Genomic DNA, 12,695 nt, shown 5'->3' with positions numbered 1-12,695 from the left:
CCACTTTCCGGGATCATGCTCGTCCCCCTGAGCATGATCTCTTCCGGCAACCGGCTTCCACTTTCCGGGATCATGCTCGTCCCCCTGAGCATGATCTTTTCCGGAAACCGCCTTCCACTTTCCGGGATCATGCTAATAAAACCTGTAGTCCTGCGCGATCTCGTCGCCGAGCCTGATGTTGTCGCGGATGAAATTGGCCAGGAATTCATGCAGGCCGGCGTCGAATATGTCTTTGATCGAGCCGGCGGCCAGCATCGCCTGGGTCTTGCCGGCCGTCACATGACAGGCATGGCGCTCGCCATAATCATCGCCAAGGAATCTGAGATGCTCCGTCAGGAAACGGTAGCAGAAGGTCAGCGAGCGCGGCATGCGAACGTTGAGGATCAGATAGTCGGCGATGTTGCTCGGCTTGTAGTCGGCCTCGTAGACCCAGCGATAGGAACGGTGCGCCGACACCGAGCGCAGGATCGATTCCCACTGGTAATTGTCGAGCGTGGAGCCGACCCACGAGATCGACGGCAACAGCACGTAGTATTTCACGTCCAGGATGCGGGCCGTATTGTCGGCGCGTTCGACATAAGTGCCGAGCTGCGAGAAATCAAAAATCTCGTTGCGCAGCATGGTGCCGTAGAACGCGCCGCGGATCAGCGCAGTTTCGCGCTTGATCGCGTCGAGTACGCTGGGCAAATCACGTTCGTCGATCGGCTTGGCCAGCATGCGCTTCAGTGACATCCAGGCCTCGTTGATGCTTTCCCAGGTTTCACGCGTCAGCGCGGTGCGCACCATGCGGGCATTGTTACGGGCCGTTTCGATCGAAGCCATCGTGCTCGACGGATTGGATGTGTCGCGCAGCAGGAAATCGGCGACATTGGCGGCGGTATAGTCGGAATATTTCTGCGTGAAGGCAGCGTCCGAACCAGCACTGAGCAGCACCGAATTCCATTCTTCGGAAGCGTTCTGGGTTCGGGTAAGCGCCATGCGCAGCCCGGCATCGACCAGCCGCGCCATGTTTTCCGCCCGCTCGATGTAGCGGTTCATCCAGTAGAGCCCGTTGGCGGTGCGGCCGAGAAGCATGGAAAAGGGCCCTTCGGGCTAGTGAGTAGTGAATAGTGGGTAGTGGGTAGTGGGTAGTGAGTGTTTGGATTTCGACGGAGTATGGCATTGTTCTTTCCCTGACTACTGACTACTGACTACTCACTCTCTAATCATCCAGCACCCACGTATCCTTCGTCCCGCCGCCCTGGGACGAATTGACCACCAGCGAGCCTTCCTTCAGCGCCACACGCGTCAGCCCGCCCGGCACGATCTGGATGCGATCGGAAACCAGCACGTAGGGCCTGAGATCGACATGGCGCGGCGCCAGCCCTTTGTCGGTCAGGATCGGACAGGTCGACAGTGCCAGCGTCGGCTGGGCGATGTAGTTCGACGGTTTTGCCGCGAGTTTCCTGGAAAACTCCTCGCATTCCTTCTTGGTCGCCGCCGGCCCGACCAGCATGCCGTAGCCGCCGGAGCCATGCACCTCCTTCACTACCAACTCGTCGATATGTTCGAGCACGTATTTCAGGCTGTCCGGCTCCGAGCAGCGCCAGGTCGGGATGTTGCCGAGGATCGCTTTGCGGCCGGTGTAGAATTCGACGATCTCGGGCATGTAGGAATAGATCGCCTTGTCGTCGGCGATGCCGGTTCCCGGTGCATTGGCGATGGTGATGTTGCCGGCCCGGTAGACGTCCATGATGCCCGGCACACCCAGTGCCGAGTCGGGACGGAAGGTCAGCGGATCGAGGAAAGAATCGTCCACCCTTCGATAAAGCACGTCGATCTGCTTGTAGCCTTCGGTTGTGCGCATCGCGACGTGGCCATCGACGACGCGCAGATCCTGCCCCTCGACAAGCTGCACACCCATCTGGTCGGCAAGGAAGGCATGTTCGAAATAGGCGGAGTTGAAGCTGCCCGGCGTCAGCACGGCGATGGTCGGCGCGCCCTTGGTGCCATGCGGCCGCACTGCCGCCAGCGACTGGCGCAAGAGCTGGGGATAGTTTTCCACCGGCCGCACCTTGATCTGCTGGAACAGCTCGGGAAAGAGCTGCATCATCGTCTCGCGGTTCTCCAGCATGTAGGAGACGCCGGACGGCGTGCGCGCATTGTCCTCCAGCACGTAGAATTCGTTCTCGCTGATGCGAACGATATCGACGCCGATGATATGGGTGTAGACGCCGGCCGGCGGCCGCACTCCGATCATCTCCGGCAGGAACGCCTCGTTCTTGGCGATCAATTCCTTGGGGACGCGCCCGGCGCGCAAAATCTCCTGGCGGTGGTAGATATCGTCGAGAAAAGCGTTCAGCGCCTGGACGCGCTGCTCGATGCCTTGCGTCAGCCGTCGCCATTCATTGCCGGAAATGATGCGCGGAACGATGTCGAAGGGAATAAGGCGCTCGGAGGCTTCCTGCTCGCCATAGACGGCAAAGGTGATGCCGGTCTTGCGAAAGACGCGTTCGGCGTCCTGCATCTTTTCGCTAAGCCTGGCCGGATCCTGCTCCTTCAGCCAGCGATCGTAAGCCGAATACGGTTTTCTCAATCCGGAGATTTCCGGAAGCATTTCGTCGAACGCTGCCAATGGCATACTCCCCTGTGAGGCCATTTCACTGGCGTCACCGGAGAAAATCAAGCGCAATCGGTGATTTGGAGGATGTTGGCGCTCAGTATGTCGCGGCCTGCCTAAAATTAGGGCAGCGCCGATAGGCCTGGGTCAGGCTTTGCCTTGTGCCCGGGCAGGCGGCCGGCGTCGCTCAGAGACTGTTTCGAAATTCGCTCTGGCGAGTCATATGGTGGTGGTTTCGAGAACCGGCGCGCAGCGGACATTAGAGCGCCGCGCGTCCAATTGGACGCGCAAGGGACGCTCTAACACTCTGCATTTTCGCATGATCCTTTCCGGAAACCGAAATGGGTTTCCGGGGTCATTCGCTGGTCCGTGAGCACCGGAAGCGCAGAAAACGCCATCAGATGGCCGCCAGAGTAGAGTTTCCAAACGGTCTCTCAGAACGCGCGGAAGGTGACGACTGTAAACGTGTCCTTGATGCCTGGAAGAATCTGCACCTTCTCGTTGACGAAGTGGCCGATGTCCTCCTCGTCGTCGACATAGAATTTGGCGAGCAGATCGTAATCGCCGGCTGTCGAGTAGATTTCCGAGGCGATCTCGGCATCGGCCAATGCGCCGGCAACCTCATAGGACTTGCCCAGATCGCACTTTATCTGCACGAAAAATGCCTTCATTGCCGGATCCTGCTCAAGCTTGCACGCATAGGCCGCCCTTGTGGCAGAGTGCCGCCCGGCTTTCAAGCTTCAGGACGGAGCCCAGGCAGAACGCGGCTTGGGTGAGCCATTCGCCGAAATGTGCCGATCGTCGGGCCGGACGGCAAGGATTGCTCAACGGCAGTTTCCGCATCACTGGCAGCATCCTGCGCACGGTACTTCGCTGAGCACCGGAGCGCTCGCTCACATCGCCGGAATATCGCCCCTCGCCCAGCCGTCGGAGATCTCTGCCGCCCGTGCCTCGAACGCGCCGGCCTCGATGGCGGCACGAATGTCCTGCATCAGCTTCTGATAGTAGGAAAGATTGTTCCAGGTCAGAAGCATCGCTCCCAGCGCCTCTTGCGAGCGGACGAGATGGTGCAGATAGGCACGTGAATAATCCCTGGCGGCCGGGCAGTCACTATCCTCGTCAAGCGGGCGCGGATCGTCGGCATGGCGGGCGTTGCGCAGATTGACCTTGCCGCGCCTTGTGTAGGCTAGGCCATGACGGCCGGCGCGTGTCGGCATCACGCAATCGAACATGTCGATGCCGCGCGCCACCGATTTCAATATGTCGTCGGGCGTGCCGACACCCATCAGATAGCGCGGCCTGTCCGCCGGGAGCTCCGGGCAGGTGATGTCGAGCATTTCGAGCATCACCGCTTGCGGCTCGCCGACCGCCAGCCCGCCGATCGCGTAGCCCTTGAGATCCATCGCTTTCAGCGCCTGCGCTGAGCGCAGCCGCAGGCCCGGTATGTCGCCGCCCTGGACGATGCCGAACATTGCCTTGCCCTGCTGGTCGCCGAACGCCGTCCTGCAACGCTCGGCCCAGCGCAGCGACAGCTCCATCGCCCGCTCGATCTCCTTCTCCATGGCCGGCAGCGCGGTGCATTCGTCGAGCTGCATCTGGATGTCGGCGCCGAGCAGTCCCTGGATTTCGATCGAGCGCTCGGGCGACATCTCATAGGCGGCGCCGTCGATATGGGAGCGGAAGGTGACGCCTTTTTCGGTCAGTTTCCTCAGCTTCGACAGCGACATCACCTGGAAGCCGCCGCTGTCGGTCAGAATCGGATGCGGCCAGCGGGCGAATTCATGCAGACCGCCAAGCCGCGCCACACGCTCGGCGCCCGGCCGCAGCATCAGATGATAGGTGTTGCCAAGGATGATGTCCGAGCCGACGCCGCGCACCTGATCCATATACATGGTCTTGACCGTGCCGCCGGTGCCGACCGGCATGAAGGCCGGCGTGCGGATTTCTCCGCGCGGCATGGTGATGGAGCCGCGCCGCGCTTTGCCGTCGGTCGCCAGCACCTTGAAGGTGAACGCCTTAGTCATTGAATTCCCTGTTCTATACCGGGCGCGCGTCCATCGTTCTCCGCTTTGAACAGAAGGCTTGCATCTCCGTAGGAGTAGAACCTGTAGCGGTTCTCGATGGCATGCGCATAGGCCGCACGCATCGTTTCCAGACCGCAAAACGCCGAAACCAGCATGAACAGCGTCGAGCGCGGCAGATGGAAATTGGTCATCAGCATGTCGGCGGCCTTAAAACGGTAGCCGGGGGTGATGAAGATGTCGGTCGGACCCGACCATCCGGCCAGCATGCCGTCCTCCCGCGCGGCGCTCTCCAGCAGGCGCAGCGACGTCGTGCCGACGGCGATGATGCGCCCGCCACGCGCCTTTGCCGCGTTCAGCGCCTTGGCAGTTTCCGGGCTGACCGAACCGATCTCGGCATGCATCTTATGATCGGCGGTGTCGTCGACTTTCACCGGCAGAAACGTGCCGGCGCCGACATGCAGGGTGACGAAGCGCCGTTCGACGCCCTTGGCATCGAGCGCAGCGAAAAGCTCGGGCGTGAAATGCAAGCCGGCAGTGGGGGCCGCCACAGCCCCCTCCTCCCTGGCATAGATCGTCTGGTAGTCGCTGCGGTCGCGTTCGTCGTCGTCGCGCTTCGAAGCGATATAAGGCGGCAGCGGAATGTGGCCGACGGCGTGCAGCGCCTCGTCGAGAAACGGACCTGAGAGGTCAAAACGAAGCAAAGCCTCGCCGGCCTCGCCCTTCTCGATCACCGTGGCATCGAGCTGGCCGAGAAAGCAGGAATTGGCGTCATGGCCGAAATGGATGCGGTCACCAGCGGCGATGCGCTTGCCCGGCCTCATGAAAGCCAGCCAGCGATCCGGCGCCACCCGCATGTGTAGCGTGGCTTCGATTTGCGCCGCCGCTTCGCCGCGCCGCCTGATGCCCTTCAGCTGTGCCGGAATGACCTTGGTGTCGTTGAAGACCAGCACGTCACCGGTCTCGAGCAGCGACGGCAGCTCGCGCACCGTCCGGTCTTCGAGGCCCTCATCCGGCCTGACAACCAGCATTTTGGCGCTGTCGCGCGGTTCTGCCGGTCGAAGCGCGATGCGCTCCTCCGGCAAATCAAAGTCGAAAAGATCGACGCGCAAGAAAATCCCGCTTCAAAGTTCCGGGCAGGTCATCGCCGGCTGCAGACGACCGATTCCGTCGCCAGCGGCGGAGCGGCCGCCGCGGCAAGCATCACAGTGATAGCCGCGACAGCCCGGTAGGTCATTCCACGTCAGCCGCGACCTTCAGCGACACGATCTTATCGGGATCCGGCACCGGCTCGCCGCGCTTGATCTTGTCGACATTGTCCATGCCTTCGATGACCTGGCCCCAGACCGTGTATTGGCGGTTGAGGAAGGCGGCATCGTCGAAGCAGATAAAGAACTGCGAGTTGGCCGAGTTCGGGTTCTGCGAGCGGGCCATCGAGCAGGTGCCGCGGCCGTGATTGGCGTTGGAGAACTCTGCCTTCAGGTCGGGCTTGTCGGAGCCGCCGGTGCCGGCGCGCGCCGGTGCGAAAGAGGGCTTGCTGGAATTGCCGAATTTCACGTCGCCGGTCTGCGCCATGAAACCGTCGATGACGCGGTGGAACACCACCCCGTCATAAGCGCCTTCGCGCGCCAGTTCCTTGATGCGGCCGACATGGCCAGGCGCCAGATCGGGAAACAGTTCGATGACGACCTTGCCCTTGGTCGTTTCCATGATGAGCGCGTTCTCGCGGTCCTTGATCTCGGCCATGTCAGAATATCCTTTGCAACAAATGGGGTTTACTTGCCGTCGGCGGCGATGCGCACCTTGATCATGCGATCGGGATCGGTGACGACCCCGTTCTGCGCCGCGTCGCCTTTCTTGATCTTGTCCACCAACGCCATCCCGTTCTCGACATTGCCGACGATGGTGTACTGGCCATCGAGCGGCGGCGCCGGCGCGAACATGATGAAGAACTGCGAATTGGCGGAATCCGGGTCCTGCGAGCGGGCCATCCCGACCACGCCACGCTCATAGCGCTCGGTCTTCGAGAATTCAGCCGGCAGGTCGGGAAGATCGGAACCGCCGGTGCCGACAGCGTCGGCGCTGAAGCCGCTCTTCATGTTGCCGAACTTCACGTCGCCGGTCTGCGCCATGAAGCCGTCAATGACACGGTGGAAAGCGACGTTGTCATAAGCGCCCTGGCGCACCAGCTTCTTGATCTGCTCGACATGCTTCGGCGCGAGGTCGGGCCTGAGCGCGACGGTCACGTCGCCGTCCTTCAGCGTGATGATCATGGTGTTTTCCGGATCGGCGGCGTACGCCGAAACGGAGGCGGTCACAAGGCCGAAAAGAACGACAAGGCAGGTGGCGAGCCTTTTGAGCTGCATGGATCTTTCTCCGAAAACCTTTGTTTCACGCATGTCGTTGCCCCAAAACCGGTTCCACGTTTGGACGACATGCATCATTTCGCAAATTTGGCGGTGAGTGCGCCAGCCACGGCCGCCGGCACGAAGGGGCGGATGTCGCCGCCCATCGAGGCTATCTGACGGACAAGTGTGGCGGTAATGGTTCGCACCGAAGGGCTGGCGGGCAGAAAAACCGTCTGCAGTTCAGGCGCCATGGTTTCGTTCATACCGGCCATCTGCATCTCGTAGTCGAGATCGGTGCCGTCGCGCAGACCACGGATCATGATCGAGGCGCCCTGCTTCCTGGCAGCGTCGATGACCAGCCCATCGAAAGCAACGACCTTGATCCGCGCGCCGTCGCGGCCGAATTCGGCCTTCGTCGCTGCTTCGATGAGGCCGACCCGTTCCTCGAACGAAAACAGCGGCTTCTTGCCGGGATGAATGCCGATCGCCGCATAGACGGTGTCCGCCACGGCCAGCGACGCCTTCAGCACGTCGAGATGGCCGTTGGTCGGCGGGTCGAAGGAGCCGGCATAAAGGGCGATGCGTTCGGTCATGGCAGGTGCTTCTAGCGAGCCTCTCTCACAAAGGCAAATCCGATCGGCGAGCCGCCAATGCAGGTCGCCGCAAAAGCCTGCTCTTGGGCCTGACCCAAGGGTCTGACCGAGGGTGCGCAGCCGTTTGGAACAACTGCATCCACCCAAACGGGGACTTCAAAGCGCATCGCCTGAGCCACGGTAATCGCGATGCGTTTCGAGTGAACCTTTTGGCCGAGATGAACGACCAATGAATGGGTCGATCACGAAGGCCTCACGCAGCGTTCATTAGATTGCAGCTTCAGAAGATGAAACCAAAACCCCATTTGATCGTTGCTAGGTGCAGGAGAACTCGCACATGCTGATCTACATGCTCGCCACCGCAATGACCGTCGCCATGCTGATCGCCACCGTATTCGGGCTACATCAGGAAGCAGAGCGCGTCCGCGCCAAGTCCAATGCCAAGCGGTTCGGAGGCTTCGGTATCCGCAAGCCTTCACGCCACTTCTAAACCGGCCGCCATCTGTTGACGGCGCCGGTCCGTCGGGCCGGCATTGCTATCAAGACCTACTCGGCGTTGTTTTCCGGGCCAATGCCTTCGGTACCGGTATCCAGAGTTGCGTCGCCCGCGACACTCTCTTCGGCTTCCTCGTCCGATTGCGGTTCGGATATCCGCTCCACTGAAACGACCTTCTCGCCGTCGGCCGTGTTGAAGATGGTCACGCCCTTGGTGGCGCGGCTGGCGAAGCGAATTCCATTGACCGGCACGCGGATCACGGTGCCGCCATCCGAGACGAGCATGATCTGGTCGTCATTGCCGACCGGGAAAGTCGCCACCAGACGGCCGATCTCAGCCACTTTCGACACATCGGTGGCGCGGATGCCCTTGCCGCCGCGCCCTGTCAGGCGGAAATCATAGGACGATGAGCGCTTGCCGTAGCCATACTCCGTCACCGTCAGCACGAACTGCTCGTGTGCCTTGAGGAATTCGTAGCGCTCCTCGGAAAGCTCCGTCTCCTCGCCGACCTCCTCATTGGTGAGCTGGAAGTCTTCGTCCTCGCCCGCCGCAATGCCGGCGGCGAGCCGCCGTTCGGCCGCCACCCGCTTGAGATAGGCGGCGCGCTCGGCCGGCGACGCATCGACATGTTCGATCACCGCCATCGAGATCACCCGGTCGCTGGCGGCCATGGCGATGCCGCGCACGCCGACCGAGTTGCGGCTCTGGAAAACGCGCACGTCGCTGACCGAAAAGCGTATGCACTGGCCGGAGCTTGCGGTCAGCAGCACGTCGTCATTGTCGGTGCAGGTCTCGACGCCGAGTATCTCGTCGCCTTCCTCTTCCAGCTTCATGGCGATCTTGCCGTTGCGGTTGACCTGGATGAAGTCCGACAGCTTGTTGCGGCGCACCGTGCCGCGCGTCGTGGCGAACATCACGTCGAGCTCGCCCCAGCTGGTCTCGTCCTCGGGCAGCGGCATGATGGTGGTTATGCGTTCGCCCTGCTCCAGCGGCAGCATGTTGATCAGCGCCTTGCCGCGTGACTGCGGGTTGCCGATCGGCAGGCGCCACACCTTTTCCTTGTAGACGATGCCGCGCGAGGAGAAGAACAGCACCGGCGTGTGCGTGTTGGCGACGAACAGCCGGGTGACGAAATCCTCCTCCTTGGTCGACATGCCGGAGCGGCCTTTGCCGCCGCGGCGCTGCGCCCGGTAGAGCGACAACGGCACACGCTTGATGTAGCCGGAATGGCTAACCGTCACGACCATGTCCTCGCGCTGGATCAGGTCCTCGTCTTCCATATCCGCCCCGCCCTCGGACAGCTCAGTGCGGCGCGGCGTGCCGAACTCGTCGCGCACGGCGGCAAGCTCGTCCTTGACGATCTGCTGGATGCGCGCGCGGGACGACAAAATGTCAAGATAATCAACAATTTCCGCGCCGATCGTGTTCAACTCGTCGGCGATCTCGTCGCGGCCGAGCGCTGTCAGCCGCTGCAGGCGCAGTTCGAGGATGGCGCGGGCCTGTTCCTCGGACAGATTGTAGGTGCCGTCCTCGTTGATGCGGTGGCGCGGATCGTCGATCAGCAGGATCAGCGATTCGACGTCGCCCGAGGGCCAGCGCCGCTCCATCAACTGCTCGCGCGCCGTCTGCGGATCCGGCGCGCTGCGGATCAGCTTTATCACCTCGTCGATGTTGGCGACGGCAATAGCAAGGCCGACCAGCACATGGGCACGGTCGCGTGCCTTGCGCAGCAGGAATTTCGTGCGCCGGCTGATCACGTCCTCGCGGAAGGCGACAAACGCCTTCAGCATGTCGGTCAGCGTCAGCAATTCCGGCTTGCCGCCGTTCAGCGCCACCATATTAGCGCCGAACGACGTCTGCAGCGGCGTGAAACGATAGAGCTGGTTGAGGATGACGTCGGCGACCGCGTCGCGCTTCAATTCGATGACGACGCGGTAGCCCTGGCGGTCGCTCTCGTCGCGGATGTCGGAAATGCCCTCGATGCGCTTATCGCGCACCAGTTCGGCCATCTTCTCGATCATCGACGACTTGTTCACCTGGTAGGGAACCTCGGTGATGACGATCGATTCACGGTCGTTGCCGCGCGCCTCGACGTTGACGCGGCCGCGCATGACGATGGAACCGCGGCCGGTCGAATAGGCGCTGTAGATGCCGGAACGGCCGAGCACGATGCCGCCGGTCGGGAAATCCGGCCCTGGAATGATCTCCATCAGCGCCGGCAGATCGATCGCCGGATTGTCGATGAGGGCGATGGCGCCGTTGCAGACCTCGCCCAGATTGTGCGGCGGGATGTTGGTGGCCATGCCGACGGCGATACCGCCGGAGCCGTTGACCAACAGGTTCGGGAAGCGCGCCGGCAGCACTTTCGGTTCACTGCCCGACGCATCATAAGTGTCCTGGAAATCGACGGTGTCCTTGTCGATGTCCTCCAGCAGCTCATGCGCGACCTTGGTCAGCCGCGATTCGGTGTAACGCATTGCCGCCGGCGGATCGCCGTCGATCGAGCCGAAATTGCCCTGCCCGTCGATCAGCGGCACGCGCAGCGACCAGTCCTGCGCCATCCGCACCAAGGCGTCGTAGATCGAGGCGTCGCCATGCGGATGGTATTTACCCATCACGTCGGCGACCGGGCGGGCCGACTTCACATACTTGCGGTTCCAGTGATAGCCGCTCTCGTGGGCGGCGTAGAGGATGCGGCGATGCACCGGCTTCAGCCCGTCGCGCACGTCGGGCAGCGCACGGCTGACGATCACGCTCATGGCGTAATCGAGATAGGAGCGCTGCATCTCCTCGATGATGGATATCGGCTCGATGCCGGTGGGCCCGCCGTCGGCGCCGCGCGGTGTCTTCTGGTCGGTCAAATCAGGTCACAATCTAATCGGGAATCACTCGGTGCTTATATAGGAAGCCGGGCCGAAACTCCAATGTCCGCGGCAGTTTTCCAATGTCGGTTTTTGTGGTGATTTCAAAAGGATATCACTGATTGCGACGATATGGCCGAGGCGCTTTCATGGCCGCCGGGGCAAAGCTCATTGTCAGGCCAATTTTGCTTCACAAAGCCGGAACGGCGGACGTGGTCGGCGCTTTATCGCCTCGCTGCCGGAGCCGGTAGGCGCCAGGCGCCTCCCCCATCACACGCCGGAAACGGCGGTTGAAGGTCGACAAATCGTTGAACCCGGCCTCGAAGGCGATCGTCGAGATCGCCTCGTCCGACATGCGCAGCCGCACCGCCGCCCTGTGCAGCCGGGTTTTCAGCACGAACTGGTAGGGCGTCATGCCCGCGACATGCCGGAAGCTGCGCAGGAAATGGTAAGGACTGGTCGCCGTTTCGCTTGCAAGCTCGGCGAGCGAGACCGGCCTTTCGGCATCCTTTTCGATGCGCCGCACCGCCTCCGCAACGCGTTTCTGGTCGCGGCGGCTCGGTGACCGGGCAGCGGGGGTGATACCGGAGGCGACGGCTGCGCCGGCAAGCCGCAGTCCGAGTTCCTCGAACGCCTCGATGTCGGCCATCTCGCGCGCGGCTTCCGCCTCGGCCAGCAGCCGTGCCAGCGCCGGCAAGGGCGGCAGAAGCGGCGTCTCGAAGGCCAGCTTCTTCGCGCGCGGTGTGTCGGCGGCGATCTGTTCCATATAGGTCGGGCTGAAATGATAGGAGATGCAGCGGTCGCCGGCGCCATGCTCGTGTCCACACTCGTAGCAAGTGTGGGGATTGCCGAGCAGAATTGCGCCCGGCATCAGCATCGCCGTGCCCTGGCGTGCGCGGTAGCGGAAGGTGCCGTTGGTCACCACTGCGACGCAGAAGTTGCGATGCTCTTCCTCGAACGGGCGATCAGCGACGCCAGCAGTGCAGATCACGTCCGACACCCGCCAGCCTTTTCCGGACGCCAGTGTATGCACGCTCGTCGTCATGGCCGAAAACATAGCAATTTTTCCCAAGCGCAAGAAGCCTGGCGCGGCGTACTCATCCCATTCTCCTGACAACGTGGGCAGAAACTATGTTCAATTCATCTTCCTTTGCCGAAGCCCTGCACAGTGACGGGCCAGCCGCAGACCTTGCCGAAAAACTGAACCTTTACGGCCGCTTCGTCGGCGCCTGGACGTTCGACGCCACGCGCCATCTCGAAGACGGCCAGGTGCTGACCGGACGCGGCGAGGTGCATTTCGGCTGGGTGCTCGAGGGCCGCGCGATCCAGGACGTATGGATCTTGCCCGCGCGGAACACTGGCGCACAGAGCTCGCTCGGCAAATGGACCTTCTATGGCACGACATTGCGCGTCTATGACCCCGGCGTCGACGCCTGGCATATCTTCTGGAGCGATCCGCGCACCCAATATTACAGCCGCCAGCTCGGCCGCGCCGAGGGCGACATCATCGTCCAGCAGGGCGCCGACGGCACCGGCGCCTCGGTGCGCTGGAGTTTTTCCCGGATCACCGAAGATTCGTTCCGCTGGCTGGGCGAACGCTCGCAGGACGACGGCGCGACGTGGCGGCTCGAAGTCGAGTTCCTGGCGCGGCGCGCGGGTGGAAATTAATCCCCCACAAGGGACCCGCAGGGGGACCCTTGTGGGGGAGATGCCCGGCAGGGCAGAGGGCCTAGGGGAGTTTGGATCGCGGCTTCATTTCAGCTTGGGTTCCTCGCCC

General features: G+C 62.2%; 12 protein-coding genes. 2 read left to right on the top strand and 10 right to left on the bottom strand.

What is annotated here, in order from left to right; translation table 11 throughout:
* Nucleotides 1-132: 132 nt before the first annotated feature.
* The 8 genes from JG739_RS17320 to coaD all read right to left on the bottom strand — a co-directional run bounded on the left by JG739_RS17320 (nucleotide 133) and on the right by coaD (nucleotide 7,561).
* Nucleotides 133-1,074: an alpha-E domain-containing protein gene (locus JG739_RS17320; protein ID WP_202362655.1), complete on the bottom strand. Its 942-nt coding sequence runs from the start codon at nucleotides 1,072-1,074 to the stop codon at nucleotides 133-135.
* Nucleotides 1,075-1,201: 127 nt separating this feature from the next.
* Entirely contained in the window at nucleotides 1,202-2,614 is a 1,413-nt protein-coding gene (locus tag JG739_RS17315; protein ID WP_202362654.1) for a circularly permuted type 2 ATP-grasp protein, read from the bottom strand.
* Between the two features lie 419 nt (nucleotides 2,615-3,033).
* Nucleotides 3,034-3,270, bottom strand: coding sequence for an Lrp/AsnC ligand binding domain-containing protein (locus JG739_RS17310; RefSeq protein WP_202362653.1), 237 nt, complete (start codon nucleotides 3,268-3,270; stop codon nucleotides 3,034-3,036).
* Between the two features lie 222 nt (nucleotides 3,271-3,492).
* The gene (gene tgt / locus JG739_RS17305; protein ID WP_202362652.1) at nucleotides 3,493-4,623 is read right to left on the bottom strand and encodes a tRNA guanosine(34) transglycosylase Tgt; all 1,131 of its coding nucleotides are present in this window, start codon (nucleotides 4,621-4,623) and stop codon (nucleotides 3,493-3,495) included.
* A complete protein-coding gene (queA, locus tag JG739_RS17300) occupies nucleotides 4,620-5,732 on the bottom strand; it encodes a tRNA preQ1(34) S-adenosylmethionine ribosyltransferase-isomerase QueA (RefSeq protein ID WP_202362651.1) in 1,113 nt (370 codons plus the stop codon). Before queA ends, tgt begins: the two co-directional genes overlap by 4 nt.
* 121 nt (nucleotides 5,733-5,853) lie before the next feature.
* Nucleotides 5,854-6,366, bottom strand: a complete 513-nt coding sequence (locus JG739_RS17295) for a peptidylprolyl isomerase (RefSeq protein ID WP_077384031.1) — start codon at nucleotides 6,364-6,366, stop codon at nucleotides 5,854-5,856.
* 29 nt (nucleotides 6,367-6,395) lie between these two features.
* Nucleotides 6,396-6,986 (bottom strand): peptidylprolyl isomerase, encoded by a 591-nt coding sequence (locus tag JG739_RS17290; RefSeq protein ID WP_202362650.1) that lies wholly within the window; start codon nucleotides 6,984-6,986, stop codon nucleotides 6,396-6,398.
* A gap of 74 nt (nucleotides 6,987-7,060) precedes the next feature.
* Nucleotides 7,061-7,561: a pantetheine-phosphate adenylyltransferase gene (gene coaD / locus JG739_RS17285; RefSeq protein ID WP_027151950.1), complete on the bottom strand. Its 501-nt coding sequence runs from the start codon at nucleotides 7,559-7,561 to the stop codon at nucleotides 7,061-7,063.
* A gap of 337 nt (nucleotides 7,562-7,898) precedes the next feature.
* On the opposite strand from coaD, the gene JG739_RS17280 reads away from it, so the two are divergent.
* A complete protein-coding gene (locus JG739_RS17280; RefSeq protein ID WP_128168117.1) occupies nucleotides 7,899-8,051 on the top strand; it encodes a hypothetical protein in 153 nt (50 codons plus the stop codon).
* A gap of 56 nt (nucleotides 8,052-8,107) precedes the next feature.
* On the opposite strand, the gene gyrA is transcribed toward JG739_RS17280, so the two are convergent.
* Together gyrA and JG739_RS17270 are read right to left on the bottom strand one after the other, a co-directional pair.
* Nucleotides 8,108-10,918: a DNA gyrase subunit A gene (gene gyrA, locus JG739_RS17275; RefSeq protein ID WP_202362649.1), complete on the bottom strand. Its 2,811-nt coding sequence runs from the start codon at nucleotides 10,916-10,918 to the stop codon at nucleotides 8,108-8,110.
* Nucleotides 10,919-11,108: 190 nt separating this feature from the next.
* A complete protein-coding gene (locus tag JG739_RS17270; protein WP_202367506.1) occupies nucleotides 11,109-11,963 on the bottom strand; it encodes a helix-turn-helix transcriptional regulator in 855 nt (284 codons plus the stop codon).
* 86 nt (nucleotides 11,964-12,049) lie between these two features.
* On the opposite strand from JG739_RS17270, the gene JG739_RS17265 reads away from it, so the two are divergent.
* Nucleotides 12,050-12,586, top strand: coding sequence for a hypothetical protein (locus tag JG739_RS17265; RefSeq protein ID WP_202362648.1), 537 nt, complete (start codon nucleotides 12,050-12,052; stop codon nucleotides 12,584-12,586).
* Nucleotides 12,587-12,695: the final 109 nt, after the last annotated feature.

Source organism: Mesorhizobium sp. L-2-11 (assembly GCF_016756595.1).
Lineage (GTDB): Bacteria > Pseudomonadota > Alphaproteobacteria > Rhizobiales > Rhizobiaceae > Mesorhizobium.
Note: the sequence above shows the minus strand (reverse complement) of the source record. Positions and strands in the feature narration are given on the sequence as shown.

Excerpts from the sequence above, each read along its gene's own strand:
- JG739_RS17320 (WP_202362655.1), bottom strand. The coding sequence starts at position 1,074 with ATGCTTCTCGGCCGCACCGCCAACGGGCTCTACTGGATGAACCGCTAC.
- JG739_RS17310 (WP_202362653.1), bottom strand. The coding sequence starts at position 3,270 with ATGAAGGCATTTTTCGTGCAGATAAAGTGCGATCTGGGCAAGTCCTAT.
- tgt (WP_202362652.1), bottom strand. The coding sequence starts at position 4,623 with ATGACTAAGGCGTTCACCTTCAAGGTGCTGGCGACCGACGGCAAAGCG.
- JG739_RS17295 (WP_077384031.1), bottom strand. The coding sequence starts at position 6,366 with ATGGCCGAGATCAAGGACCGCGAGAACGCGCTCATCATGGAAACGACC.
- JG739_RS17290 (WP_202362650.1), bottom strand. The coding sequence starts at position 6,986 with ATGCAGCTCAAAAGGCTCGCCACCTGCCTTGTCGTTCTTTTCGGCCTT.
- coaD (WP_027151950.1), bottom strand. The coding sequence starts at position 7,561 with ATGACCGAACGCATCGCCCTTTATGCCGGCTCCTTCGACCCGCCGACC.
- JG739_RS17280 (WP_128168117.1), top strand. The coding sequence starts at position 7,899 with ATGCTGATCTACATGCTCGCCACCGCAATGACCGTCGCCATGCTGATC.
- JG739_RS17270 (WP_202367506.1), bottom strand. The coding sequence starts at position 11,963 with ATGACGACGAGCGTGCATACACTGGCGTCCGGAAAAGGCTGGCGGGTG.
- JG739_RS17265 (WP_202362648.1), top strand. The coding sequence starts at position 12,050 with ATGTTCAATTCATCTTCCTTTGCCGAAGCCCTGCACAGTGACGGGCCA.